The 25,933-nt window shown below is 74.0% G+C and carries 23 protein-coding genes; 8 read left to right on the top strand and 15 right to left on the bottom strand.

Annotation, left to right across the window (positions count from 1 at the left end; translation table 11 throughout):
• The first annotated feature begins 216 nt into the window (after positions 1-216).
• From ACIGG8_RS41460 to ACIGG8_RS41445, 4 genes are all read left to right on the top strand, one after another.
• Positions 217-1,116 carry a YhjD/YihY/BrkB family envelope integrity protein gene (locus ACIGG8_RS41460; RefSeq protein WP_396553756.1) on the top strand — a complete coding sequence of 300 codons (900 nt, stop codon included), beginning with the start codon at positions 217-219 and terminating at the stop codon, positions 1,114-1,116.
• 230 nt (positions 1,117-1,346) lie between these two features.
• Positions 1,347-1,907 carry a hemerythrin domain-containing protein gene (locus ACIGG8_RS41455; RefSeq protein WP_396553755.1) on the top strand — a complete coding sequence of 187 codons (561 nt, stop codon included), beginning with the start codon at positions 1,347-1,349 and terminating at the stop codon, positions 1,905-1,907.
• A 212-nt stretch (positions 1,908-2,119) separates the two neighbouring features.
• A complete protein-coding gene (locus ACIGG8_RS41450) occupies positions 2,120-2,629 on the top strand; it encodes a hypothetical protein (RefSeq protein ID WP_396553754.1) in 510 nt (169 codons plus the stop codon).
• A 156-nt stretch (positions 2,630-2,785) separates the two neighbouring features.
• Positions 2,786-3,688, top strand: a complete 903-nt coding sequence (locus ACIGG8_RS41445; RefSeq protein WP_396553753.1) for an SDR family oxidoreductase — start codon at positions 2,786-2,788, stop codon at positions 3,686-3,688.
• Between the two features lie 3 nt (positions 3,689-3,691).
• On the opposite strand, the gene ACIGG8_RS41440 is transcribed toward ACIGG8_RS41445, so the two are convergent.
• From ACIGG8_RS41440 to ACIGG8_RS41425, 4 genes are all read right to left on the bottom strand, one after another.
• Positions 3,692-3,868 (bottom strand): hypothetical protein, encoded by a 177-nt coding sequence (locus ACIGG8_RS41440; protein WP_396553752.1) that lies wholly within the window; start codon positions 3,866-3,868, stop codon positions 3,692-3,694.
• Positions 3,869-4,109: 241 nt separating this feature from the next.
• Positions 4,110-4,403 (bottom strand): monovalent cation/H+ antiporter complex subunit F, encoded by a 294-nt coding sequence (locus ACIGG8_RS41435; RefSeq protein ID WP_396553751.1) that lies wholly within the window; start codon positions 4,401-4,403, stop codon positions 4,110-4,112.
• On the bottom strand, positions 4,400-4,876 hold the full coding sequence (locus tag ACIGG8_RS41430) for a hypothetical protein (protein WP_396553750.1): 477 nt from the start codon (positions 4,874-4,876) through the stop codon (positions 4,400-4,402). The genes ACIGG8_RS41435 and ACIGG8_RS41430 overlap by 4 nt, the downstream gene beginning before the upstream one ends.
• Positions 4,877-5,190: 314 nt before the next feature.
• Positions 5,191-6,279 (bottom strand): SDR family oxidoreductase, encoded by a 1,089-nt coding sequence (locus ACIGG8_RS41425; protein ID WP_396553749.1) that lies wholly within the window; start codon positions 6,277-6,279, stop codon positions 5,191-5,193.
• 517 nt (positions 6,280-6,796) lie between these two features.
• On the opposite strand from ACIGG8_RS41425, the gene ACIGG8_RS41420 reads away from it, so the two are divergent.
• Positions 6,797-7,468, top strand: coding sequence for an HAD family hydrolase (locus tag ACIGG8_RS41420; RefSeq protein ID WP_396553748.1), 672 nt, complete (start codon positions 6,797-6,799; stop codon positions 7,466-7,468).
• Positions 7,469-7,592: 124 nt separating this feature from the next.
• On the opposite strand, the gene ACIGG8_RS41415 is transcribed toward ACIGG8_RS41420, so the two are convergent.
• The 7 genes from ACIGG8_RS41415 to ACIGG8_RS41385 all read right to left on the bottom strand — a co-directional run bounded on the left by ACIGG8_RS41415 (position 7,593) and on the right by ACIGG8_RS41385 (position 17,780).
• Positions 7,593-8,552: a TIGR03557 family F420-dependent LLM class oxidoreductase gene (locus ACIGG8_RS41415; protein ID WP_396553747.1), complete on the bottom strand. Its 960-nt coding sequence runs from the start codon at positions 8,550-8,552 to the stop codon at positions 7,593-7,595.
• Positions 8,553-8,728: 176 nt separating this feature from the next.
• Complete coding sequence (locus tag ACIGG8_RS41410) at positions 8,729-9,262, bottom strand: SsgA family sporulation/cell division regulator (RefSeq protein ID WP_396553746.1); 534 nt, start codon at positions 9,260-9,262, stop codon at positions 8,729-8,731.
• 143 nt (positions 9,263-9,405) lie between these two features.
• Positions 9,406-11,169 carry a glycoside hydrolase family 15 protein gene (locus ACIGG8_RS41405; protein WP_396553745.1) on the bottom strand — a complete coding sequence of 588 codons (1,764 nt, stop codon included), beginning with the start codon at positions 11,167-11,169 and terminating at the stop codon, positions 9,406-9,408.
• Positions 11,170-11,246: 77 nt separating this feature from the next.
• Entirely contained in the window at positions 11,247-12,383 is a 1,137-nt protein-coding gene (locus tag ACIGG8_RS41400) for an enolase C-terminal domain-like protein (RefSeq protein ID WP_396553744.1), read from the bottom strand.
• Positions 12,380-12,916: a DUF1360 domain-containing protein gene (locus tag ACIGG8_RS41395; RefSeq protein ID WP_396553743.1), complete on the bottom strand. Its 537-nt coding sequence runs from the start codon at positions 12,914-12,916 to the stop codon at positions 12,380-12,382. The genes ACIGG8_RS41400 and ACIGG8_RS41395 overlap by 4 nt, the downstream gene beginning before the upstream one ends.
• On the bottom strand, positions 12,913-15,996 hold the full coding sequence (locus tag ACIGG8_RS41390) for an FAD-binding and (Fe-S)-binding domain-containing protein (RefSeq protein ID WP_396553757.1): 3,084 nt from the start codon (positions 15,994-15,996) through the stop codon (positions 12,913-12,915). Before ACIGG8_RS41390 ends, ACIGG8_RS41395 begins: the two co-directional genes overlap by 4 nt.
• Positions 15,993-17,780 (bottom strand): thiamine pyrophosphate-requiring protein, encoded by a 1,788-nt coding sequence (locus ACIGG8_RS41385; RefSeq protein WP_396553742.1) that lies wholly within the window; start codon positions 17,778-17,780, stop codon positions 15,993-15,995. The genes ACIGG8_RS41390 and ACIGG8_RS41385 overlap by 4 nt, the downstream gene beginning before the upstream one ends.
• Positions 17,781-18,199: 419 nt before the next feature.
• Here ACIGG8_RS41385 and ACIGG8_RS41380 point away from each other — a divergent pair, with 419 nt between their 5' ends.
• The gene (locus tag ACIGG8_RS41380) at positions 18,200-18,859 is read left to right on the top strand and encodes a transcriptional regulator (protein WP_396553741.1); all 660 of its coding nucleotides are present in this window, start codon (positions 18,200-18,202) and stop codon (positions 18,857-18,859) included.
• 128 nt (positions 18,860-18,987) lie between these two features.
• On the opposite strand, the gene ACIGG8_RS41375 is transcribed toward ACIGG8_RS41380, so the two are convergent.
• Together ACIGG8_RS41375 and ACIGG8_RS41370 are read right to left on the bottom strand one after the other, a co-directional pair.
• Positions 18,988-19,491, bottom strand: a complete 504-nt coding sequence (locus ACIGG8_RS41375; RefSeq protein WP_396553740.1) for a hypothetical protein — start codon at positions 19,489-19,491, stop codon at positions 18,988-18,990.
• 194 nt (positions 19,492-19,685) lie between these two features.
• Positions 19,686-20,909, bottom strand: coding sequence for an ROK family protein (locus ACIGG8_RS41370; RefSeq protein WP_396553739.1), 1,224 nt, complete (start codon positions 20,907-20,909; stop codon positions 19,686-19,688).
• A gap of 414 nt (positions 20,910-21,323) precedes the next feature.
• Between ACIGG8_RS41370 and ACIGG8_RS41365 the strand changes: the two genes are divergently transcribed.
• Positions 21,324-23,069: a SpoIIE family protein phosphatase gene (locus ACIGG8_RS41365; protein ID WP_396553738.1), complete on the top strand. Its 1,746-nt coding sequence runs from the start codon at positions 21,324-21,326 to the stop codon at positions 23,067-23,069.
• Positions 23,070-23,491: 422 nt separating this feature from the next.
• Positions 23,492-24,412 carry a hypothetical protein gene (locus tag ACIGG8_RS41360; RefSeq protein ID WP_396553737.1) on the top strand — a complete coding sequence of 307 codons (921 nt, stop codon included), beginning with the start codon at positions 23,492-23,494 and terminating at the stop codon, positions 24,410-24,412.
• Between the two features lie 54 nt (positions 24,413-24,466).
• On the opposite strand, the gene ACIGG8_RS41355 is transcribed toward ACIGG8_RS41360, so the two are convergent.
• Both ACIGG8_RS41355 and ACIGG8_RS41350 read right to left on the bottom strand, forming a co-directional pair.
• Entirely contained in the window at positions 24,467-25,216 is a 750-nt protein-coding gene (locus tag ACIGG8_RS41355; RefSeq protein ID WP_396553736.1) for a DUF1775 domain-containing protein, read from the bottom strand.
• Between the two features lie 176 nt (positions 25,217-25,392).
• A complete protein-coding gene (locus ACIGG8_RS41350; protein WP_396553735.1) occupies positions 25,393-25,791 on the bottom strand; it encodes a hypothetical protein in 399 nt (132 codons plus the stop codon).
• Positions 25,792-25,933 lie beyond the last annotated feature (142 nt).

Below are 25,933 nucleotides of genomic sequence, written 5' to 3'. Positions count from 1 at the left end.
GGGAGCCGGGTCCCGGGTACACGCCCACACATCCCGACCGGTCGGGAGCGAGAAGCGGGCCGAGGAGATCGCCGCCCGCACCGTGAACAAGGAACTGCCGCCGGCCTTCGTCCACGCCCTCCTGCTCGGAACGCCCACCGAGTGGGACAGGTGTGGGATCGGCCCGGTCGGGCAGCCGCCCAGTGGTCCACGGTCGGGTGGCCGGGAGGTGCGCAGATGTCCGGGAGCGACCAACACGCGCACCATGCCCGCGGTCGGGCCGCCCCGGTGTCGGCGGCTGCGGCCGCCGTCCGGCGCAGGGGCCGGCTGCTCGCGGCCGAGGTGTGGCGGGTGTGGCGGCGGGCAGAACTGATGGAACGTTCCATGGCGTTCGCCGCGCTGTGCTTCGTGACCCTGGTGCCGCTGCTGATCGTGATCGCCGCGGCCTCCACCAGCCGGGGCAACGGTCTCGCCGACTGGATCACCGACGGCCTCGGGCTGACCCGCCGCGCGCAGAAGCCGGTGCGCGAGTTGTTCGTCTCACCGGGCCAGGTACTGAGCACCACCACCGGCGTCGGCCTGGCCGCACTCGCCGTGTTCGGCGTGACCCTGATGGCCTCCGTCCAGAGGGCATTCGAACGGATCTGGGACCTGCCCGCCGCGCCCTGGCACGGCGTGTGGCGCCAGTTGCTGGGCCTGGCCGGGCTGGTCGGCTACGTCGTGGCGGCTGCGTGGAGCGGCGTGCCGTGGCCGCACACCGCGGCACAGCCCGCATTGCGGGTCATCACCACCGTGCTGGGCGGACTGCTGCTGTTCTGGTGGTTGCCTCGGCTGCTGCTGCACGCGCGCATCCCGTGGCGCCGACTGCTGCCCGGCGCCATCGCCACCGTGGTCGGGCTGGCCGGCCTCCGGCTGTTCTCCCGGCTCGTGTTCGCGTCCCTCGTGGTCTCCAATGCCCTGTCCTACGGCGCCGTGGGTACCGTCCTGGTCCTCCAGTCCTGGCTGGTCGGGGTCGGCTTCACCCTCTACGCGGGCGCCGCGGCCGGCCGGGCGCTGAGCCCCGAGCCGACAACGCCCGCCGACGACGAGGCCGTGCGCCGACCACACACGAGAGCCGGACCTGCGGATGGCGAATAGGGCGATCACTCAGACGGGGTAGGCGAGCACAAGCCCGCCCCGTCCTCAGCGCACCCAGGCCCCCGCCCGGGCCGTCGGACCGCGCCGGTGAGTCGCTCGGTGCTGCTCGCGCGGCCGGCTCCGACCGGGTGAGTCCCGGGGCTGCGGCCCACGAGGCTGCGTCCGGACGGGGATCACTGCCCGGTGGACCGGGAGAGACCCGGCCCGGATGGACGAGAGGCGGATGCGCGATGGGCCACGGCGGAAATGTGATCGAGGAGCTGAAGACCGACCACCGGGAGGTGGAGGCGATGTTCGGTCGACTTCAGGCGATGACCGTCGGCGGGCAGGTGCTGCGGGACCTGGTGGACGAGGTCACCATCGAGCTGGTTCGGCACTCGGTCGCCGAGGAGCAGTACCTGTACCCGGCGGTGCGCGAGCACATCCAGGGCGGGGACCGGCTCGCGGACAAGGAGATCGAGGACCACAGCAGGGTCGAGAAGATCCTCAAGAAGCTGGAGCAGATGGACACCGGCGACACGCAGATGAGCCCCATGCTGCAGCAGCTGATGGACGAGGTCTCCGCGCACATCCGGGACGAGGAGGACAATCTCTTCCCCATGCTGAGCCGGGCTTGTACCCCGGAGCAGCTGAACGACCTCGGTGACAAGATCCGCCGGGCCAAGTCGATGGCGCCGACCCGCCCGCACCCCTCGGCTCCGAGCAGTCCCACCGCCAGCAAGCTTCTGGCACCGGGGGCGGGGCTGGTCGACCGGGCCCGGGACTTCGTCAGCGGCCGCGGGAAGTCCTGACCGCTCCGCACGAGGACCGTCACCCGGGGCCGCAGGCACACCCGCCACGTGCCCCGGGTGCCCGCCGGCGAGGCGTGACGCAGGTCATGCCCTGCCTCCCACGCCTGCGCCTAGACTGGTCGGCCACCAGCGGGGCAGCGCGGCCCCGCGTCAGCAGCTCGCACAACCCGACTCTCGGACACCGGCGGGCCTGCCACGAGGGAACGATCGCCGTGCCCACCGACCTGACACCCGTCATAGCCGCCTGCGCCCGCTGGCTGCTGAACGCTTACCCGCCACCGCCGGGAGCGCTCAACACCGCACTCGCCGAGGCCCAGGCCCGCCAGGCCGCCACCGCCGCGGCCCACCTGCGCTATCCCACCGCGATGGACGTGCAGCTGCTCCACCTGCTCGCCCCCAGCGGATCGGGCCGCCTGGACTGGCTCACCGGCAGCGAGCCGCAGCCCGACGACGCCGACACCGCGTGGCGGACCTGGGTGGACGAGACCGTCGTCAGCTGGGCCGCCTGCCTCCTGGCCGACCCCGCCCTCGCCGCTCGCGCGCACCAGACCCAGGTCGGCAATCCGGACATCACCGGCCTGCGACGCCTGAGCGAACCGGGTACCCACGACCGGGACGCCGCCGTCCTGCTGCGCCACCCGGACCTGCTTGAGGGCGTCGCCGCCCTTCACCGGACCCAGCTCACCGAGCTCCTGGACACGGACAACGCCACCGCAGCGTAGCCCGCAGCCATGTGCTCCGTCCGGCCCCGGACAAGGGCTCCGGCCGGGTGAACGGGCGGTCCGCCTCCGCCGTCCGGGCCGCCGGCCGGGTGACCCTTTCGGTGGTCCCGGCCGCCGCCGGGCGCGGCAGTGCCGAACGGCTGGTTGGAGGGCCTGATGGTGAGGACGAGCGACCGGCACGCCCCGCGCGATCCGGGCGGGCTCTATCCGACGCCGCCGCTGCCGGAGCAGTCGCAGCCGCACCCGGGCACCGGTGAGCGGATGGAGCCGATGCCGGACCACGGTGAGAACTCCTACCGGGGCGCCGACCGCATGACGGGTCGGATCGCGCTCATCACCGGCGCGGACTCCGGGATCGGGCGCGCCGTCGCCCTGGCCTTCGCCCGCGAAGGAGCCGACGTGGCCTTCTGCTACCTGCCCGAGGAACAGGACGACGCCGACACCACCACCGCCCTGATCGAACAGGCCGGCCGACGCGCCCTGCCGATCGCCGGCGACCTCCGCGACCAGGCCTTCTGCAACGGCCTCGTCGCCCGGTGCGTCGAGGAGCTCGGCGGACTGGACGTGCTGGTGAACAACGCGGCCTACCAGATGTCCCAGCCGGACGGCCTCGCCGCGATCAGCACCGAGCAGTTCGACCGGGTGATGCGGACGAATCTGTACGGGATGTTCTGGTTGACCCGCTCCGCGCTGGCGCACCTGCGGCCGGGTGCGGTGATCATCAACAGTGCCTCGGTACAGGCCTACAAGCCGAGCCCGCATCTGCTGGACTACGCGATGACGAAGGCGGCGATCGTCGCGTTCACCCACGGCCTCGCCCTCCAGCTCGCGCCCGACGGCATCCGGGTTAACGCGGTGGCGCCCGGGCCGGTCTGGACGCCGCTGATTCCGGCCACCATGGACGAGGAGAAGGTCGCACACTTCGGCGAGCAGTCCCCGCTCGGCCGCGCCGCCCAGCCGGCCGAGATGGCCCCCGCCTACGTCTTCCTCGCCTCTCCCGGCGCCTCGTACATCACCGGCGAGATCCTCAACGCCACCGGCGGCACCCCGCTGCCCTGAGCGTCACGGCGCCTCGGTGTCGGCCGCCGGCGCCTCGGGCTGCTCGCCGCCCTCCTCGTCGTCCTCACTCTTGGCTCGCACGTCCGGCGGCGTCGGTGCAGTGATGTTCCGCTGCTCGGAGGACCGCTCGCGCGCCTGCTCGTCGACCCGCGGGTCGTCACTGTCTTCAGGAGTACTCACAGCAATCGTGCCTTTCGTCGGTCCGTCCACCCTGGCACCCGAATCCGCTCGGCGCATCCGCCCGCGGGCCCGCTGGAGGCTGCTGGAGTGGAGGGCACCGACGGCCTGGCACTCCTGGTGATCACCAGTCATGAGCCTCGGACGGGCGGCCATACCCCGGAAAGGAGCGAACGGTGAGCTGCGGCAACGACAAGCCCCACCCCTGCCCACAGCAGCACCAGCACCAGCACGTGACCGGCCGTCATCCGCCCCCGCCCTCACGCTCGGAACCTTCCGGTGCCCGGTTCCGGCCGGCGACGAAGCGGGTGAAGACCAGCGTGCCCGCCGGGGACAGCACGGCGAGCATCAGCGCGAGGTCCTGGTAGGAGGAGCGCTGGTAGGCCGGCGGCAGCAGTAGGAACACACCGCCGACCACGCTCGACAGCAGGCACACCCCGGCCAGGCGCCGCACCACGCTGCCCCTGGCCGCCACCCACAGACACACCGGCACCGACGCGATCAGCAGGACCAGTGCAGCCGCTCCCCATGCGTTCATGACGCGTCCGCCCGGGTGCTGTCGGCGACCACGCGTTCCACCGGCCCCGGCCGCGGGCCGAGCGCGTGCACCAGCACCTCGCCGTGCTCGCCGATCTCCAGGACGCAGGTGTCCGGCGAGGCGGCGACCAGTGTCGCCGCCCAGCCCGGACCGACGCCCGGGCGCAGCCGTACCCGGCGAAGGCCCGCCTGCCGCGGCCCGCTCAGCAGGGCGCGGGCCAGGACGGCGCGGGCCAGGACGGCGCAGCCGCCGAGCACTGCGCCCGGCAGCCGGGCCGCGGAGCGCAGAGCGCCCCGGGCACCACCCGGGTCGATGCCGGCGGCCAGCCGAAGGCGCCGGGCGGCCAACGCGCCGCCCGACGCGGCGACGCCCGCCACCAGCAGCTCGACGGGGGAAACGGAACTGATCAGGACCACCGTCATCCCCACCAGCACGCCGAACCACACCGCGATCTCCACCACCGCGCCGCGCACAGCCCCTCCTCCCCCGTCAGCCATGTCGAGTGCCGCTGAGCCAGCCTCATCCGCCCGACGGCGTCCGCCCGGTCGTGCGGTGGTTCAGTCCGGTGGTTCGTGGGGGCGCGGGCCGTCGGGTGGCGGCGGCTCCGGATGCGTCGGGGAGTCCGGCTCGGGCCCGGCCGGGGCCGGTGGCTCGACGGGCGGCTCCGGAGATCCGGGCGGCCTGGGCGGGTCGGGCGTCACAGGAGGGCCTTCCGGATCCGGCGGAGCGGGCGGCGCCGGCCGACCCGGTGGGGCAGGCGGTATCGGGGATGGCGATCCGCGTGGCATCACACACTCCTTGTCGGCGATGGCGTTCCAGTCGGCGGAAGGCGTCTGCCCCACCGTCTTGATGCGAACCCGCACGGGCCCGGCACCAAACCCGTCCTCACCCGCCCGGCCGCCCGCCACACCCCGGCCCCGACGGATGCGAGCGTCCGGGCGGCCTGCTGCTGGACACTGCGGGCCCGGGCACGGTCGTCGAAGCGCCCGTGAACCCCGAAGTCCTCGCAGCTGTCGACCGGCTCGAAGAGGTTGTCCGGGTCACCGGTGCGTCGACGCTCATCGCTCTGCTGCGAGTCGAAGCCGGTGCGCGCGAGGTAGCGGTCCAGCAGGCCGGGCGCGATCGCGTTGGCCACCAGGGTGGCCACCGTGCTGGCGCCGACCCAGTACTCGCGGCGCCCGGGGTGGTCGGCGGCGAAGACCACGGCGCGGGCGGCGACTTCGGGCTGGTAGATCGGCGGAACCGGCTGGGCGCGCTTCGGGAGACGGGAGCGTACCCAGTCGAACTGCGGGGTGTTGACCGCCGGCATCTGGACCATGGTGGTGCGCACCCTGGTGCCGGAGGCGAGCAGTTCGCAGCGCAGTGCTTCGTGCCAGCCCTGGATGGCGTGCTTGGCGCCGCTGTAGGCGCTCTGCAGTGGGATGCCGCGGTAGGCGATCGCGGAGCCGACGTGCACGATCACGCCCTTGTCGCGGGGCAGCATCCGGGCCAGCGCGGCCCGGGTGGCGTACACGTAGCCCAGGTAGGAGACCTCGGTGACCCGGCGGAACTCCTCCGGGCTGATCTCGGTGAACGGCGCGAACACGGAAGCGAAGGCGTCGTTGACCCACACGTCGATCGGCCCGAGTTCGTCCTCGATCCGCTGCGCGGCCTTCTCGATCGCTTCGGGGTCGGCGACGTCCGCCTCCACGGCGATCGCCTTGGCCGCACCGGCCGCCTCGGCCTCGCGTACCGCCGCATCCAGACCGGTCCGGCCCCGGGCGATCAGCGCGAGTCGGTCCCCGCGGGCAGCGAACGCGAGCGCGCTCGCCCGGCCGATCCCGCCGCTCGCCCCGGTGACCACCACAGTTCGCGGAAGGTGAGAATGACGTGTCATGCACTTGCGGCTAACCCATCTCCCGCGAGGGCAAACCTGCCCGCCGTGCCCCAGCCGGTTCGGCCGAGCTTTCGGGCCGGGTAGGCGGGCAAGCCTCCAGTGATCAGCCGGGTGCCGAGATGGGCGAGCCAGGCGACGTGGGCGGCGAGGGCACCGGCTGGCACTGATGTACAGCGAGGCGACCACGGCCACGGCCCTCAGGTCGTGGCGACCGGCTACTGACGGGGGTCAGCAGGTCGATCGCCGCGGCCTCCAGCAGCGCCCGGTCCGCCTCCGGCAAGGATCGGGTGGCCCTGGTGACCGCCGCCGGCGACGGGTCGCGCCATGCCGGCCACGTCGCCCAGGGCGTCCAGCTCCGCGTCGTACCGCTCCCGCACGCCGCACATCCCTTCAGTCGCCGCTGCAACCTCCACCGTGCCGCCGTCGACGTAGCCCCTGGCCGGGCTGCGGCCCGCACCGGATGGCCGTAGCGTCAAGAAGACCGCAACGACGGCGGGATCGGAAGGGCGTGTTGGTGATGGCGGGTGCAGCGCTGTTCGACGTCGACGGGACGCTCCTGGACACGAACTACCTGCACACCATGGCCTGGGCCGAGGCCCTGACCCAGTTCGGGCACACCCCACCGATGGCGCGCATCCACGGTGCGGTCGGCATGGGCGGCGACCAGTTGCTGGACCACCTCCTGCCCCAGGACCGCGACCGCGACCAGGACCCGGCGATCGACCACGCGCACCAAGTGCTGTTCGCACGCTACTGGCCCACCCTGCGTGCCTTCGACGGCGCAGCCGCCCTGCTGCGCGACCTCGCCGGACGCGGCTGGACGATCGTGCTCGCCTCTTCCGCCTCCGCACGCGACCTTCAGGTGATGCGCCGCGTCCTGGACGCCGACGACGCGATCTCCGACGCGACCTGCGCAGACGACGTCGACGCCAGCAAACCCGCCCCGGACCTGGTCCACGCCGCCCTCGCCAAGGCCGGCGTCGACAGCGACCAGGCGCTGTTCATCGGCGACACGCTCTGGGACGTCGAGGCCGCGGCCAAGGCCCACGTGCCGTGCATTGCGGTGCTCTCCGGTGGCTTCGGCGAACGCGCCCTGCGAGCAGCGGGCGCCCTTGAGGTCCACGCCGACGTCAGCGAACTGCACACCCGTCTCGACACCAGCGCCCTCGCCCGCCCCGACCGGTCCTGATCGAAGCAGTGCTCCGTCGACCGCCGTGGGCACTGCCACGGGGCGGTGACTGTGACGTGGGCACGGCTGCCGTCCGGGGCACCATCAAGGGGCCGGCCCGTGGCGGACCCGCGCCCGTCCGGCGTCAGCTGCTGCGCAGAGCGGGCAGGACGTGCTGCCGGTAGGCGTCGAAGAACGTCTCCTGGTCGGGGCCGATCTGGCCGACGTAGACCTCGTCGAAGCCGGCCTCGGCGTAGGCGCCTACGGTCTTCGCGTGCTCGTTCACGTCGTTGCCGCAGGTGACGGCGTCGGCGACCATCTGCCGGGTGACAAGCTCGCTGGCCTGCTCGAAGTGGGCGGGGGTGGGCAGGATCTGGGCCAGTTCGCCGGGCAGCAGTTCGGTCGGCCACAGCCGGTGCACGGTGTCGACGGCCTTGTCCCGGTCCGTGCCCCAGCACACCTTGACCCCGCCGATCACCGGCTTCCCGCGCCCGCCCGCGCCGTGGAAGGCCCGGACCAGGTCGGCGTCGGGGGTCATGGTGACGAAGCCGTCCCCGATCCGTCCCGCCAGCTCGGCCGCGTTCGGCCCGAACCCGGAGACGTAGATGGGCAGCGGCGCGGTCGGCGGGGTGTAGAGGCGGGCGTTGTCGACGGTGTAGTGCCGACCCTGGTGGCTGACCAGGCGGCCGGTGAACAGCTCGCGCATGACCTCGACCGCCTCTTCGAGCATGGCGGCGCGGTCCTCGAAGGAGGGCCATCGGTCGCCGTGGATGTGCTCGTTCAGCGCCTCGCCGGTCCCCACCCCGAATGTGAAGCGGCCCTCCAGTAGGACGGAGGAGGTGGCGGCGGCCTGCGCGGTGACGGCCGGGTGCAGGCGCACGGTGGGGCAGGTGACCAGCGTGGTGACGGGCAGGTCGACGGCCTGGGACAGAGCGCCGATCATCGACCATACGAACGGGCTGTTGCCCTGGGCGTCGTTCCATGGGTGGAAGTGGTCGGAAATCGCCAGACGGGTGAACCCGGCCTGCTTGGCGTGCCTCGCCTGTTCGAGCAGCTCGGCGGGGGTGAACTCCTCGCAGGAGAGGAAGTAGCCGTACTCGGTCATCGTCTCGCGCTCCCTTGCTCGCCCTGTGTCCGGGGTCCTCGGATACGGCTACCCGGCCGCCGTCCCTGGACACCAGCCTCGACCGACCTGCGCCGGACGCCGCAGCGGTACGACGCGGGAGGGGTGCGTCACCGCCCACCCGGCCCACCGGCACACGCCGCGCACGGCCACGCGGATCAGGCTGTCCGGAACAGCGCGATGCCGGCGTCCCAGTCGACGTGTTGTCCCTCGGCTCCGAGCGGGACCAGGCGCAGCGTGGCGGTGAGGAAGCCCGCCAGGGGCGGGGTCGCGGTGTGCAGCAGAGCCACGCCGCGCTGGCCGCCCAGCGCGATCACCGTCTCGCCGGTCCCGGCGGGAGCGATGTGGACGTCGCCGTCTCCGGCCGGCCGCTCCAGGCCTGCCAGCAGCAGGTCCCGGGACAGTAGCCAGCGGGCTTGGCTGCCGGCATCGTCGAAGTCCAGCGTGACGGCGTACGGGTCGGCGGTGCTGTAGCGGCAGGTGGTGGGCAGGGGGTGGGGTCGGTAATCAGCCGCAGCGGCAGCTGGGCGGTGGCTGCCTGCATCAGAAGGGGTCTCACGTAGGGATCGTGGAGCACGATGGTCGCCGCTCGTCGCACCGCGCCAAAATGCGGGCGAAAGATCCCAGATACGCGCGTAGGCGCGTCGGACGACTGTCATCAGGGTGATGCCGAAGACGGCAACCGCGGCCACGCTGACGCCGGTGCATGCCTAGGCATGGTGGACGTGCTCGCCGCTCCTGGACATCGCAGGGCCTCCCAGCATGACCCCCTCCATGGACCGCCCAGCAGCTGCCCGCATTCGAAGAGCCCGACACCCGCCGGCGCCGCCGCGGGTCAGGGGCCACTCGCGAGGCGGTGGGCGGTCTCCAGCATCAGGGCGTGGACGAAGGCCTGGGGCAGGTTTCCGCGCAGCTGACGCTGGGCGACGTCGAACTCCTCCGCGTACAGGCCCGGCGGGCCGCAGGCGGCGCGGTTGCGTTCGAACCAGCGCAGCGCCTCCCTCTCGTTGCCCTGCTGGTGGTGGGCGAGGGCGACGAGGAACCCGCAGAGCAGGAAGGCGCCCTCCGCGTCCTGAAGGGGCCGCTGGTCGTGGCGGAAGCGGTAGCAGTAGTAGTCCTCGCACAGCTCGGCCAGGACGGCGTTCAGGGTGGCGCGGGTGCGCGGGTCGTCGGCCGGGATTGCGCCGCGCAGGGCGGGCAGAAGCAGGGCGGCGTCCACGCCCTCCTCTGACGGGGAGCGCTGCCAGCGGCCGGTGGGGTGCAGGCAGTCGCGGTCGGCGTCGGTGACGATCCGGTCGGCCTGGGCCTCCCAGCGGGCGGCGAGGCCGCGTCCGGACGCGGGGTGGGCGGTGGCGAGGGCTCGCAGTCCGGCCGCGCAGGTCAGCCGACTGTGCGTCCACCGGTCGGGGTGGAGTTCCCAGATCCCCGCGTCGTTCTCGCCGTGACGCGCGGCGATCGCATCGGCGGCGGCCTTCGCCGCTCGCCAGCCGTCGGCGTCGAGCCGGTCCCGGCGGGCGGCGGCGGCGAGCAGGAGCAGGCTCTCGCCGAAGCCGTCGAGCTGGAACTGGCGGTTGACCCGGTTGCCGACGACGTCGAAGCCGCCCGGGTAGCCGGGCAGGTCCAGGGTGCGCGGGGCGGGGACGGGGCCGCCGTCGGCCGTGTAGGCGGGGGCCAGGCCGGATCCGTGTGCGAGGAGGCGGGCGGTGACGAAGCGCACCGAGTCGTCCAACAGGGCATCGGCTCCGGCGGCGGCCGCGGCCTGGCCGATGTAGGCCTGGTCGCGGATCCACACGTACCGGTAGTCGTAGTTGCGGCCCTGCTCTGCGCGCTCGGGCAAGCTCGTGGTCGCCGCGGCCACCGTCCCGCCGGCCGGCCCGGTCATGCCGCGCAGCACCGCGTACGCGTGCCGGGCATCGCGCCGGCCCAGCACCGCGCCCATGTCGGGTACGTCCGTGGCCCAGGCCGCCTGGGTCGCCCGCCACAGTCGCTCGGGTTCCTGCGGCCCGTCCAGCGGTTGGTCGGAGATCTCCAGGACGAGGTCGTGCCGCTGGCCGGTCTCCAGGCGCAGACGGGCGGTGAGGTGTGGGCGGGATCCGGACTCGTCGGTCTTCGCGTCCGGCAGGCCGCTCAGTCGCAGGTGCAGGCCCGCGGTACGTGCCGTCCAGCGTCCGTCGTCGACGCGTTTGACCTTCCGCAGCCGGTGCTCACCGAACCCGGCGGCCACCTGGAGGTTCACCGTGACCTCGGCGGGGCCGTCCACGGCGACGAGCCGGCGCAGAAGGACGGCGCGGTGGGGGTCCCCGGGGTGTGCGAGGGCTTCGCGGCACTCGACGATCCCGCCGGTGGTGACCCAGCGGCTGCGCCAGATCAGGGTGCCGGCCTCGTAGTAGCCGCCCCACACGTAGCTGCCGGTGGGGGTGACGGTGTACCAGCCGGGTCCGCCGATCAGGGCGGCGAGGACGGCGTCGCTGTCCCAGCGGGGTGCGCACATCCACACGATGTCGCCGCGCGGGCCGACCAGGGCACCGCGGTGGCCGTCGGCGAGCAGGGCGTAGTCGCGCAGCGCGTGCGGGGTCGGCACGGTGGCGCTCTTCGACACTCGGGTTCTCCCTCCAACGCGTCAGGACGGGGCGGCCGCTGCCCGGCCCGGTCGGGTCCGGCCCGCAGTGGCGATGGCTACGGGCTGTCTGCCGAGGCGGTGCCGGTGGTGCGGGTGTGGCGTTCGAGGACGTCCTGGCGTGGGGTCAGTCCCAGGCCCGGGGCGCCGTTGCGGCCGGGATGCAGCTCGCCGCCGGTGGGGTCGAGGGTGCCGTCGAAGAGGAGGTCCTCGATCCGGACGTGGTCGTGGAACCACTCCAGGTGGCGCAGGTTCGGCACGGAGGCTGCGGCGTGGGCGTGGACGTGCGGGGCGCAGTGCCCGGACATTTCCAGTCCGTGGGCCTGGGCGAGGGCGGCCGCGCGCAGCCAGACGGTGAGGCCGCCGCAGCGGGTGGCATCAGCCTGCAGGCAGTCCACCGTCGGGGCCATGGCGGCGAAGTAGGGCAGGGTGAAGCCGTACTCACCGGCCGCGACCTCCGCCGTGACGGCGTCCCGGACCCGGGCGAGGCCGGCGAGGTCGTCGGAGGAGACCGGTTCCTCGAACCAGCGCACGCCGTACTCCTCGAAGCGCCGGGCGAGGCGGATGGCCTGCTTGGCGCTGTAGGCGCCGTTCGCGTCCACGTACAGTTCCGCGTCCGGCCCGATCACGTGCCGGGCCTGCCGGATCCGCGCCAGGTCGCGCCCTTCCCGGGTGCCCCACGCCTCACCGATCTTGATCTTGACCCGGGGAATCGCCTGCTGCTCCAGCCAGCCGCGCAGCTGCGTATCCAGCTGCCCCTTGTCGTAGGTGGTGAAGCCGCCGCTGCCGTAGACCGGAACGGAGTCCTGGGCGCGTCCGAGGAGGTCGGCGAGCGGCAGGTCGAGCAGGCGGGCCTTCAGGTCCCACAGGGCGGTGTCGACGGCGGACAGGGCGTAGCCGCCGACGCCGGGACGTCCGGCGTTGCGCAGCGCGCGGTGCATCGCCTCGTTGGCGGCAGGCACGTCGAAGGCGCTGCGGCCGATGGCGTGCTCGGCGAGTAGGTCGGTGATGACGTCGGCGCAGGCCGCGGCTCCGTAGGTCCAGCCATAGCCACGGGTGGCTCCGGAGCCGGCCTGGACGAGGATCATGGTGGTGCTGGTCCAGGTGGCGGTGCCGTCGGCCTCCGGGGCGTCGGTGGGGAAGTCGAGGACCCATACGCGCAGGCCGTCGACGGTCGGCGTCGCCGAGCCGGTCATGAGGTCTCGCCGGCCGCGCGTTGGAGAGCCGCTCGGGCGAAGTGCAGGAGGTCGGCGGCGGCCAGCGCCGACAGGGTTGCGGTGGCCAGGCGCGTGGCCCGGGGCGCGAAGAGGGTGCCGGCGGTGATGCCGGTGGCGATCCACAGGCCGGTGCAGAAAGGGCAGCTGAGCAGTTCGCCGATCGCCTTTCGGGCGCCGGTGCCCCGCACCTCCTCGTCCAGTTCCGCGGGTCCGGAGGTGCCCTCGAAGCGGGTGAACGGGGCGCGCAGCGGGCTGGTCACGGGGTCCTTGGCGACCAGACGGCCGAGCTGATGGGTCGCCAGGGCGCTGAGGGTGACATCCCACAGGCCGGGGGCGGGCAGGGGACGGCGGGTGGCCCGTGCCGCTGCCGCGGTGGCCAGCACGGCGGTCGCGTACGTGCCCATGAGGCCGGTGTAGGCCGCGAGCGGGCGGTCGGCGTCGCCGGCGTAGGCGCGGGCCTCGTGGTACAGGCGTTCGTGCAGCGAGTGCCGAAGCGCGGCGGGTGATTTCACGGCGTCCTCCTCGTGCGGTGGTGGCGAGCGATCAGCGCGGCCCACACGGCCAGGCCCGTCAGGGCAACTGCGGCTGCTGCAGCCAGGAGCCGTCCGGCCGCGGGGCCGGCCTGCGGGCGGGCGACGGCCTTCTCGGGGTGGTCGGCGGGCGCCGGTCCGTCGAGCGCCAGCGCGAGGGCTTCGGCCAGGTGCACGGCCCGGCGGCCGGCGTCGGACTGCTCGATCTGGGTGCGGCAGCTGAACCCGTCCGCCACGACGAACGCGCTCGGCGCGGTGGCGCGGACGGCCGGCAGGACACCCTGCTCGGCAATCGTCCGGGACAGGTCGTAATGCCCCTGCTCGAAGCCGAAGTTGCCGGCCAGCCCGCAGCAGCCCTCGTCCAGCACGTCCGCATCCAGTCCGGCACGGTCCATCAGCTCGCGGTCCGGATCGGCGCCGAGCACGGCGTGCTGGTGGCAGTGCGTCTGCACCGTCGCCGCCCGGCCCACCTGGGGCGGGTGCCAGCCGTCGGGGGCGTGATTGACCAACTGCTCGGCGAACGTCCGCACCTGCGCGGCCAGCCGGACGATGTCCTGGTCACCGGCCAGCAGGTCCGGGGCGTCCGTGCGGAACACGGCCGCGCACGACGGCTCCAGAGCGATGATCGGCGTGCCGGCCTCCAGCCACGGCCGCAGCACCCGGACGGTGCGTTGAAGGACCCGCTTGGCGGTGGCGAGTTGGCCGGTGGAGACAAGGGTCAGGCCGCAGCAGACCGACCCCTCGGGGACGGCGACCTGGAAGCCGGCGTCCTCCAGGACCCGCACCGCCGCCGTGGCGATGTGCGGGTGGAAGTGGTTGGTGAAGGTGTCCGGCCACAGCACCACGGTCCGTGGATCGTGCGGGTCGGGCCGGTCACGCCCCGCCCGGTGCCAGGCGTCCTGGAAGGTCTCGGCGGCGAACACGGGCGCTTCACGTCGACGGTCGATGCCGGCGATCAGCTTGCCGAGCCGACTGAGTCCGGGAGCGTCCAGAACGGCGTTGGCCAGAGCCGGCGCCAAGCCGGCCACCCGGGTCCACAGCGGCAGCCACCCCATCGCGTAGTGGGCAGCGGGGCGCAGCCGGCCCCGGTAGTGGTGGGCGAGGAACTCGGCCTTGTAGGTGGCCATGTCCACCCCGACCGGGCAGTCGGACTTGCAGCCCTTGCAGGCCAGGCACAGGTCGAGGGCGTCGCGGACCTCGGTGGAGCGCCACCCTGTGGTGACCGGGCTGTCCTGGTGCCCGCCGATCATCTCGAACAGCAACCGGGCCCGGCCCCGGGTCGAGTGCTCCTCCTCCAGGGTGGCCCGGTACGAGGGGCACATCACGCCGCCCTGGTGGGTGCGGCAGTTGCCGATGCCCACACACCGCATGACGGCCTGCCCGAAGTCGTGGCCGTCGTCGGCGTACGCGAAGTGCGTCGCACGGTGCGGCTCGGGCCGCCAGCCGGCGCCCAGACGGAGGTTCTCGTCGACGCGGTGCGGGTGGACGACCTTGCCGGGGTTCATCCGGTTGCCCGGGTCGAAGAGGGCCTTGACCTCACCCATCGCGTCGACCAGCGACTGGCCGAACATGCGGGGCAGGAGTTCGCCGCGGGCCTGCCCGTCGCCGTGCTCGCCGGACAGGGATCCGCCGTAGGAGGCGACCAGGTCGGCGGCGTCGATCAGGAAGGCCCGGAACGCCTCGATGCCCTTGCCCTCGCGCAGCTCGAACGGGATCCGGGTGTGGACGCAGCCCTGCCCGAAGTGCCCGTACAGGGAGGCTTGCTGGTAGCCGTAGCGGTCGAAGAGCCGCTTCAGGTCCCGCAGGTAGTCGCCCAGACGCTCCGGCGCGACGGCGGAGTCCTCCCAGCCCTCCCACGTCTCGGAGCCGTCCGGCGGGCGGGCGGTCACGCCGAGGCCGGCCTCGCGGGCCTTGAGCATCTCGTGTTCGCGCGGCGGATCGTCGGAGAACGCCACCGACGCGTCGCCCTCGTCGCGACCGATGGCGCGCAGCAGCTCGCGGGCCTGCGCGTCCGCCCGTTCCTTCGTGTCGTCAGTGAACTGGAGCAGCAGCCAGCTGTCGCCCTGGGGCAGCTGCTCCAGGGAGTCGAGGTAGGCGTGCTCCTCGCGCATCAGCTGGGCCATGCGGCCGTCGATGGCCTCCAGCTGGGCGGGCCGGCTGTGCTTGAGCAGATCCGGAACCGCGTCGGCCGCCTGGTAGATGTCGTCGAAGCCCAGCACCAGCAGCGCCTCCGCGGCCGGCACCTCGACCAACCGCAGCTCGGCCCGCAGCACGGTGACCAGGGTGCCCTCGCTGCCGACGAGGGCCTTCGCGACGTCGAAGCCGTTCTCCGGCAGCAGGGAATCGAGGTTGTAGCCGGAGACCCGGCGCGGGATCTTCGGGTAGCCGCGCCGGATCTCGGCCAGATGCCGGCCGGCGATGTCCTTCAGACCCTCGTACAGGCGGGCCTGCGTCCCGCCGTCCGCGACGACCTGCGCGTACTCGTCGTCACCGGTGGGGCCGGCCCAGAACCGGGTGCCGTCGTAGGTGAGGACCTCCAGGCGGCAGACGTTGTCGACGGTCTTGCCGTAGGCCTGGGCGGAGGCGCCGCAGCTGTTGTTCCCGATCATCCCGCCCAGCGCGCAGTGCGTGTGCGTGGACGGCTTCGGCCCGAACATCAGCTTGTGCTCGGCGAGCTGACGGTTCAGCTCGTCCAGCACGATGCCCGGCTCCACCACGCACGTCCTGGCCTGCGGATCGACGGACACCAGGCGGTTGCAGTACTTCGTCCAGTCGATGACCACCGCGGTGTTGGTGCACTGCCCGCCCAGGCTCGTGCCTCCGCCGCGGGAGAGCACCGGCGCGGCGAACCGCGAGCACACCGCGACCGCCGCCGCCCCTGCCTCCACGGTGCGCGGCACCACAATGCCGAGCGGGATCTGGCGGTAGTTGGAGCCGTCGGTCGCGTACGCTCCGCGGCTGCCCGCGTCGAAGCGCACTTCGCCGTCGACCTCGTCCCGCAGCGCGCGCTCCAGCGCAGCCAGGTCGACTCGCTCGCTCGTGTCCTGGCCGGCCACGGTCAGTTCCTCCCGCTGCCGGGCAGGAAGTCCTGGACCTTCGCCTTCACGCCCTGCCGGATGACCGAGCCCCGGTCGCTGTCGCCCTTGATCACCGACATCGCCGCGGCCTTGATCTGGTCCCACGTGGCGTGCGGCGGGATCGGTGGCACGGCCGGGTCGGTACGGAAGTCGATGACGAACGGCCGCTCGGCGGCGAGCGCCTGGCGCCACACGGGCTCCACGTCCTCCGGCCGCTCCACGCGCGCCCCGTACAGGCCGAGCAGCTGGGCGATGTCGGCGTAGCGCACGTCCGGCAGGCCCTGCGAGGGCTCGAACTGCGGGGCGCCCTGCATCGCCCGCATCTCCCAGGTGACCTGGTTCAGGTCGTGGTTGTTGAGCACCGCCACCACCAGGCGCGGGTCCTCCCACTCCTGGTAGTACTTCGCGACGGTGATCAGTTCCGCCAGCCCGTTCATCTGCATCGCGCCGTCGCCGACGATCGCGATCGCCGGACGGTCCGGGTGCGCGAACTTCGCGCCGATCACGTACGGCACCCCCGGGCCCATGGTGGCCAGCGTCCCCGACAGCGAGCCGCGCTCGCCGCCGCGGAAACGCAGGTGCCGGGCGTACCAGTTGGCTGCCGAACCGGAGTCGGCGGCCACGATCGCGTTGTCCGGCAGCAGGGCGTCCAGGGTGTGGACGACGTACTCGGGGTTGACGGGGTCCGCCGGCACCTCGGCGCGGCGCTGCATCACCTCCCACCAGCGCGCCGCGTTGTCCTCCACCGTCTTGCGCCACGTCCCGTCCGCCCTGGGCTCCAGCAGCGGGATCAGCCGCCGAAGTGCCTCGGCGGCATCGCCGACGAGGTTGACGTCGAACGGGTAGCGCAGCCCGACCATGGACGGGTCCAGGTCGATCTGCACCGCGCGGGCCTGGCCGAACTCGGGCAGGAAGTTGCTGTAGGGGAAGCTGGAGCCGATCACGAGGAGGGTGTCGCAGTCGCGCATCATCTCGTAGGACGGGCGGGTGCCGAGCAGGCCGATCGAGCCGGTGACGTACGGCAGGGTGTCCGGCAGGGCGTCCTTGCCGAGCAGGGCCTTGGCGACGCCGGCACCGAGCAGGTCGGCGACCTGCTCGACCTCACGGCGGGCGTTCCTGGCGCCCTGGCCGATCAGCATGGCGACCTTCTCGCCCGCGTTGAGGATCTCCGCGGCCCGGGCGAGGTCCTCGTCGGCGGGGACGGGGGCGTAGTGGGGGATGCCGATGCTGGAGGGGACCTGCTTGAAGGCGTGCTCGGGCGGGGTGTAGTCGAGTTCCTGTACGTCGGCGGGGATGATCAGCGCGGTGATCGTGCGCCGGGTGGTGGCGATCCGCATCGCCCGGTCCAGGACGTTCGGGAGCTGCTCGGGGACGGTGACCATCTCGCAGAACTCGGACGCCACGTCCTTGTACAGGGACAGCAGGTCGACCTCCTGCTGGTAGGAGCCGCCCATGGCGCTGCGGTCGGTCTGCCCGACGATCGCGACCACCGGGACGTGGTCGAGCTTGGCGTCGTACAGGCCGTTCAGCAGGTGGATGGCACCCGGCCCGGACGTGGCGGCGCACACGCCGGTGCGGCCGGAGAACTTGGCGTAGCCGACCGCCTCGAACGCGGCCATCTCCTCGTGCCGGGCCTGGATGAACCGCGGCTGGTCCTCCGCCCGTCCCCAGGCGGCGAGCAGCCCGTTGATGCCGTCGCCGGGATAGGCGAAGACGTACTCGACCTCCCACTCGCGCAGCCGCTGCAACAGGTAGTCGGCAACCTTCATCGTCCGCTCCTCCTGATCCCGGTGCTTGCCGTCAGCACGGATTGGTGCTGCCCGCGCGGCTAACCGCCGTCGGCAGGCCCGAAACCCCCCCGATCGGCGGTTGCCTGGTGGACCGGGCGGGTTCCTGCGTCGTGGCGGCAGTATCGCGAAGGCCCCCCGCGGGCGGGCAGGCGTGCCCGAGGAGGCGGAAGCGGTAGCCCACCCGGGGCACGCGGCGGGCGTGCCCGCTCACCCCGCGCACGCCCGGCTGCGGGGCAGCAGCGCCCGGACCGGCGTGCCCGGCACCAGGGCATCGGTTCCCACGCAGCGGCGAGCCGCTCGACCACGAGCAGGCCGGATCCGCCCGGCCTGTCGCCGCCCTCCGGACGCCGCCAGGCGGTAGGAAGGGCACCGGACCGAACCGCACCCCGGAGGCACCGGTGAACCACCCGATCCTCGACCGGATCCAGGACCTGCGCGCCGAGTTGGCGCCCGGCGACGCCGCCCCCGCGCTGGTCACGGCGCTGGCCGCCGGCACCGCCACCCGCTCGGCACTCGCCGAACTCGCCGCCCAGCAGCACCGGATCATCCGCTCCGACCGCCGCAGCCTGCTCATGCTCGCCACCCGCTGCGCGGACCGCCCGCTCGGCGCCTGGTTCGCCACCCTGGCCGAGGGCGAGAGCGCCGCCCTGCGCACGCTGCCCGCACTCGCCGCCGCCAGCGGCCTCGACCTCGCCGCACCGGAGGCCCGAGCACCGCTGCCCGGCTGCCAGGCCTACCCCGCCTACCTGGCCTGGCTCGCGCTGAACGGTCGGCCCGAGGCCGCGGCCGCCGCCCTGGTCGCCAACTTCGCGGCCTGGGGCGGCTACTGCGCCACCATCGGGAAGGCGCTGCGCAGCCACTACGGCTTCGACGAGGAGGCCTGCGCCTTCTTCGACTTCTTCGCCCGGCCCGCCACCGAACTGGAGCAGCAGGCCGCCGACGCGCTCGGCGCGAACGGGCTCGACGCACCGGCCCTGGCCGACGCGCGCGAGTACGGGCTGCTGCTCCAGTCCTACGAGCACCTGTTCTGGGACACCCTGGGCGTGCTCGACCTCTGACCGCCGGACGCCGGACCCCGCACGACCCGGACCGACGCACGACCCGGACCGGACGTACCACCGGGACCGGGTCGTACCACCCGGACCGGCCGCAGGGGGGTCCGCACGCCTCGGGCGGCCCGTCCGCGTCAGGCCTGCCAGTGCGGCTTGCCGCTGACCATCCGGCAGGAGATCTCCCGGCCGCTCGCGTCGTGGGTGCTCTTCCCCAGGTCGGCGTTGCGGCAGAACTGCCCGGCCTCGTAGCAGTTGCCGGCGGCTGAGCGGATCTCGCACCCGCCGCCGGCAGCCGCCGCGGTGTGCTCCGGCTGCGGGTCGGCCGGCGGCTGAGCGGTGGTCACCTTCGGCTGCGGAGCCTTGGGCGCCGCGGGCTGCGAGGCGGCCGGCGCGGCGGGCTGCTCCGACGGCGTGGTGGCCGGGGCCGGCGCCGCGGGGGTCGTCGGCGGCGCGACCGGCGCGGGAGTGGTCGGCGCGGGAGAGGTCGGGGCGGCGGCGACGCTCGGCGTGGCGGAGGCCGTCGACGTGGCGTCGGCGGCCGACGGGTCGCAACCGGTCAGCGCCAGGCCGACGGTGAGGACGAGTCCGGCGAATCCGGCCAGACCCGCCCGGCGGCGCCAGGGTATGCGTGAAGGCATGGGAGGAGAACGCTCCGTTCCGTTTGGATGAGTCGTGCGATTCAAGCAGGGCACCCACACGCCCCGCGCACCGTTTCCCCACTCGTTTGCAGATCGAGATCTGGCGACCACCGAGCGTGTCCGCCCTCCCGGTCGCCGTCACGCTGCGCGTCCCGACCCCGTGCCCTCCGCGGCCACCCCGACCCGCCCGACGGTCAGCGCAGCCCCGCCGTCCGACGCTCGAACACCTCCGGGCGGGCGGACTCCAGCGCCGTGGAGACCGCACCGAGGAGCACCGCCTCCTCCCCCAGCAGGCTCGGCGCGAGCGTCGGACGCATCGGGGCGAGCCGGTGCAGGGCCCGCTCCAGCGGCTCCAGCAGCAGGTCCGCGCTGCTGCCGATCCCGCCCCCGAGCACCACCAGGTCCGGATCCAGGACGGCCGACAGCACGGCCACCGCGTAGGCGAGTTGCTCCGCCTGCCGCTCCACCGCCCGCAGCGCCGGGGCCTCCCCGGCCCGGGCCCGCTCGAACACCTGCTTCGCCGTCAACTGCCCGGCGGCGCCCGCCCCGGACAGCCCGAACTCCCGGGCACTGCGCACCACCGCGTCCGCGGCGGCCTCCGCCTCGATGGTCCCGGTCGGCTCGCCGCCACGGGCGGGCAGCGGCACCAGGCCGATCTCGCCCAGCCCGCCGTGCGCGCCGACCAGCAGCTCGCCGTCCTTCACCACGCCCAGTCCGAGCCCGGTGCCGACCAGCAGGTAGGCGAACATCCGGCTGCCCCGGCCGGCCCCCAGCGTGTACTCGCCGAGCGCGGCCAGGTTGGCGTCGTTGGCCACCGACACGGCCGTGCCCAGCCCCTCCGCGATCCGGTCGAACAACCCCGGTCGGCCCCAGCCGGGCAGGTGGGAGGCGTAACGCACCCCGCGCCGCCCCTCGTCCCAGACGCCCGGGGTACCGATCACCGCGTGCACGATGTCGTCGGTCGCCAGGCCCGCGTCGGTGATCGCCCCGTGCGCGGCGGCCACCACGGCGTCCGCGACGGCGTCCGCCGAGCTGCCCTCGTTGGCCACGTCCCGGCGGGCGACGACCGACCCGGCGAGGTCGGCGACCGCCACCCGCAGCCGGGCCCGGCCGATGTCCACGCCGAGCACGTGCCCGGCCGTCGGGTCGACCTCGTACAGCACGGCGGTGCGGCCCCGCTCGGGGGCCAGCCGACCGGCCTCGCGGACCAGCCCGGCCTGTTCGAGGGCGGCCAGTGCGGCGGAGACGGTCGGCTTGGACAGACCGGTGTCCCGGGCCAGCTGGGCGCGCGAGGAGCCGCCGCCGGTGCGCAGCAGCTCCAGCAGCAGCCACTCGTTGTTGCTGCGCAGCCGCTGCCGGTTCCAGGGCACCGCGGGAGCCCCTGCCGCCGGGCGACTGGTCGGCTGGTGGGGGCTCATCGTTCTTCCTCCGGTCTGGTGCTCACGGACGTCTCCGCACGGGTCTCGCGCGGGGTCCGGTGCTGGTCTGCGGGTGTCCGGCCGGGCCTGCGGGGATCCGGCCCGCCCGCGGGCGCACAGCCGGCCCGAGGGTGTTCCGGCCCCGCCCGTCGGTGTGCCGGCCCGGCCCGCGGCGCCCGGGTCGGGCCCCGCCGCCCAAGTATGACCGGTGATCATCCGGCGTTCGCCCGCCCGACCCTGGCCGCTCCGCGGCAGGTCCCGCGAGCGGCCGCCCACCGCCTCCCGGGGCCCGCTCCGCACGCACGGCACCGCTCTGCACCGCGCTGCACCGGGCCCGGTACAACAGCGTCTCCGCCCGGTCAAGGTTTCCTCCAGTTGTGGGCGTGCCGCGCCCCGGCGCGTGATCATGGGCGTATGCACTTCCGGCACGGAAACCGAGCAGAGGGTTCCCCGTCCGCGACACCGGGGCCCCGGTCCCTGGCGGCGACGGCGGCGGCGCTCGCGGCGAGGCTCGGCGCGATCACCGGCAGTGACCACGGAGGTGACGACCCCGACCTGCTCCGGGCGGTCCTCGGCGCCGCCCCGGTCGGCGTCGCCGTGCTCGACGAGCGGTTGCGCTGGGTGTACCTCAACCCCGCCTTCACCACCGCCACCGGCCTGCGCCGCGCCGATCTGCTCGGCCGCACCGCCGAGGCCACCGCCTTCGCCCCGGCCACCACCACCCTGCGCCGCGTCCTCGACGACGGGCTCGACCGCGAACACGGCACCGGCGGCCCGGACGGCGTGGGCCACCCCGTCCCGCCCGGCCTCCGGGTGCGCTACCGGCCGCTGCGCCACGCCGGACGGACCACCGGTGTGATCGTCGTCGTCCTGGACGACCCCGACCCGGCCCGCGAACGGCTCCGCGAGCTCGAACAGGCCCGCGCCCGCCTCGCGCTGCTCGACGACGCCGCCGAGCGGATCGGCACCACCCTCGACGTCGGGACGACCTGCGCCGAACTCGCCGCCTTCGCCGTGCCCGGCCTCGCCGACCTCGCCGTCGTCGACGTCCTGCCGCCCGAGGCCGAACCCTTCCGGGCCGGCCACGGCACGCCCCAGCGGCTGCACCGCGCCGCCGTACGGTCCGTACCGGCCCTCACCGACGCGCTCGCCGACCTGGCCCGTCCCGGCGAATCGATCCGCCACCGGGAGGGCTCGGCCGCCACCCGCAGCCTCGGCGGCGGCATCGCCGTACTCACCGAGCCCGGCCCCGAGGACGCCTGCCCCGCCGGGACGGCCTCGCTGCTGGTCCTGCCGCTGGCCGCCCGCGGCGGCCAGGTCGGGCTGCTCACCCTCGGGCGCACCGCCGCCACGCCGCCCTTCACCTCCGACGAGGCCGCGCTGCTCGGCGACCTCGCCGCGCGGGCCGCCACCGGCATCGACAACGCCCGCCGCTACACCCGTTCCCAGGGCATCGCCCTCGAACTGCAGCGGGCCCTGCTCAGCGAACCCGGCAACCCGCACCAGAACCTCGCCCTCGCCTCCCGCTACCTGCCCTCCGGCACCACCACGGTGGTCGGCGGCGACTGGTACGAGACGGTCCGGCTGCCGTTCGGCCGCACCCTGCTCGCGATGGGCGACGTCATGGGGCACGGCGTCGAGGCCGCCGTCGACATGAGCCACTACCGCTCCGCCCTGCGGGACATCGCCGGGATGGACCTCCCCCCGCACCGGATCCTGCGCCAGCTCGACACCGTCATCTCCGCCGACGACTCCGCCCGCCCCGCGACCTGCCTGCTCGCCCTCGCCGACCCGGGCCGCGGCCGCTGGACCCTCTCCAGTGCGGGCCACCTGCCGCCCGCCCTGATCTCCCCGGGCCGGCCCACCGAACTGCTGCACCTGCCCAGCGGCCCGCCGCTGGGCACCGGCCTCGGCGGCTACGAGCAGACCACCCACCCGCTCACCCCGGACGAGACGCTGCTGCTCTACACCGACGGCCTGGTCGAACGGCGCGGCGAGGACATCGACGTCTCACTGGACCGCCTCGCCGCCCTGCGCCTGCCCGCCACCGGCGACCTCGACGACCTCCTCGACGCCGTCCTGCACGCCCTCGTGCCGCCGCCGGCCCCCGCCGCCGAGGACGACATCGCCATCCTGGCCGCCCGGGCCAAGCCGCGCTGACCGGTCCGCACCGGCGCCCCCGCCGCCCCAGGCCCGGACCACGGTCCCGGTGACTCCGTCGGGCGGGGTGAAGGAGTACGTGCCGGGCACGTCGGCACCGGCGCGCGGCGGCACCGGCGCGAACCGGCGACCCGGGAACACTGTGTTCGGAGAGTGGCCATGGCGCGACGTTCCAATGCGGTGCGTATGCGTGTAATCCGGAGCTCTCCGCCCGAACCGGCGCTGGTACCGGGCCCGTCACCACCGCCCGCCGGCCGCCGGGCGCCTCCCGGACCCGGCGGCGACCGATGCCGCCGGTCCCGTGCACCGCGACTTTTCGGTTATCAGGCCGTACGCCAGCGGTCTCCAGTAACAGCGGGGCCGAACGCCGTCGGCCCGCACGGCGTCGCCCCCGGCGCGCCCGCAACGGGAAAGACCTGCCGATGACCGCTTCTCCCACTCGCCGTCCGTTCCAGCGGCGCTGGCTGCTCGCCTCCTGCGTGCCGGTGCTGCTCGTGCTCGGGATGGCCGCGTCCGTTCCGGCCGCCCCGCCCGCTCCCGCGCCGCACGCCGGCATGCCGGGCATGGCGGACGGAATGCCCGGGATGCCCGGCATGGCCGGCGCGCCGGGAACGGCGGATGCGTCCGGGAGCACCGGGCGCGGCCTCGCCGCCGAGCAGGGCGGCTACCGGCTGGACACCGCGGCCACCGAGCTGCCCGCCGGGCGTCCGACACCCTTCCGCTTCACCGTCACCGGCCCGGGCGGCGCACCCGTCACCGGCTTCGCGGTCCACCAGACCAAGAAGCTGCACTTCTACGCGATCCGCGCCGACCTCACCGGCTTCCAGCACCTGCACCCGGACATGGCCGCCGACGGCACCTGGACCGCCGACCTCTCCGCCCTCGCGCCCGGCACTTGGCGGCTGTACGCCGACTTCGTGCCGGACACCGGCCCCCACGCCCCCGAACTCGTCCTCAGCCGCACCGTGACGGTGCGCGGCGAATACGCCCCGGTGCCCCTGCCGACCCCGACCGGCACGGTCGAGGTGGACGGCTACACCGTCACCCTCCGCGCCCAGGCGGCGGCCGGCGCACACACGTTGGTCGCGAGCATCGGCCAGGACGGCCGGCCGGTCACCGACCTCCAGCCCTACCTGGACAGCTACGCCCACCTCAGCGCCTTCCACGAGGGGGACCAGGCACTGGCCCACCTCCATCCGGCGGACGCCGTGACCGGCGACCACGGGGGCCCGACCCTGACCTTCCAGGCACTCCTCGCGGAACCCGGCGACTGGCGGGTCTTCCTGCAGTTCCAGACCGCCGGGCGGCTCCACACCGCCGAACTCACCCTGCACGTCGACTGACGCCGCGGGCCCGGCCCCGCCCCTCGGGCCGGACGCCCCGGTTGTGACGGAACGTCAGCTACCGGCGGCGGCCCGCCTGCTGCGCCACAGCCACGCACCGCCCGCGGCGAGCGCGACGACCACGGCGGCACCGACGGCGAGGCCGGCCGAGGAGGAACCGCCGCCGCCCGACGCGGTCGAGGCCGTTCCTGGCGAGGCCGTCACGCCCGGGGCGCCGGACGGAGCGGGCGCGGCGGCGGCCGAGGTGACGGAGGCGGAGGTGGCGGAGGCGCCGACCGAGGGGGGCGCGGCGGACGGCGTGCCGATCGGGGTCGCTCCGGGCGCTGCGGCGGCGAGCTTGAGGGTCGGCGCGGGGTGCTGGGGCTCGGTGCCGCCCTCGGGCAGCTCGATCCAGCGGTCGATGTGGCCGTCGCCGTACGTCTCCAGGGTCTTGAAGACCAGCTGCCGGGCGTCGGGCAGCTGCTTGACGGTGATCCGGTAGACGGCGTCCTTGCCCTGCGGGAGCGCGGGGCCGCCGACCGTGTAGCCGTCGGCGGTGACGGCGAGCGTCCAGCCCTGGGGGGCGTCGGCGAGCGTGACGTCGGCGGGGGTGATGCCCTCGGGCAGGACGACCCTGAACTCGGCGAGGCCGGCGGTGCTCGACTCGGCCTCGGCGGTGAAGGTGACGGTGGCGTTGACGGCCAGCGCCCGGGCGGTCTCGGAGGCGACCTCCACGTGCGCGAAGGCCGGCGCCGCGAGGGCGAGGGATCCGGCCACGACGGCCGTGACGATGGCGGCACGGCCGGGCAGGCGGGAGTCGTTCACGGGTCTTCGCTCCGGGGGGAGTCGGCGTCGGGCCGGGGCCGGCCCGGCCGATCGGGCCCGGCGGCGTCCATCATGCACGACGGATCCGCGATCCCGGCCCACCCCGGAGGCCCCGGCGGGGCCGGAGCCGGCGCCCGGCCCACCACGACGACCGCTCACCCGCCCGGCCCGTTCCCCTACTTGCGGCGGCCGAAGATCCGCTTCGCGGCGTAGATGATCCCGACGATCAGCAGGACGAAGAGGAGGATGATCAGGATGATCACGACCAGCAGGAACTTGCCCAGCTTGGCGAAGAACCCCTTCTTCTTCTTGGTGTCCTTGGCCGCGAGGTGCACGGCATCGGCGCTCGACGGGGCGACGGACCCGGCAACGGACGCGGCGACGGAGGCGGCGATCGGCCGGGCGCCCGCCTCGGCGGCCGCCCCAGCGGCCGGTGCGCCGCGGTCGGACACCGCGACGGCGGCGGTTCGGGGTGCGGCCACCGCCGTCGCGCTCGACGCGACGGCGGTGAGGCCGACGGCGGCCGCCAGTGCCACCAGGGCCCCGGCTATCGAACGTGCGATCCGGTGAGTCATCGTGCTCCTCGTACGGGTTCAGGGCTGCTCGGACGAGTCCGACCAAAGCAATTTCTCATACTCTGACCAGCTGGTTTTCTCATCCGCGCCTAGTATGCTCCACTGAAGTTCTACAGCGGTGTAAAAGTTTAGCGACGGGCCT

Source organism: Kitasatospora sp. NPDC085464 (genome assembly GCF_044541955.1).
In the GTDB taxonomy this organism is placed as follows: Bacteria; Actinomycetota; Actinomycetes; order Streptomycetales; family Streptomycetaceae; genus Kitasatospora.
This window is presented reverse-complemented; position numbering and strand designations above follow the sequence as displayed.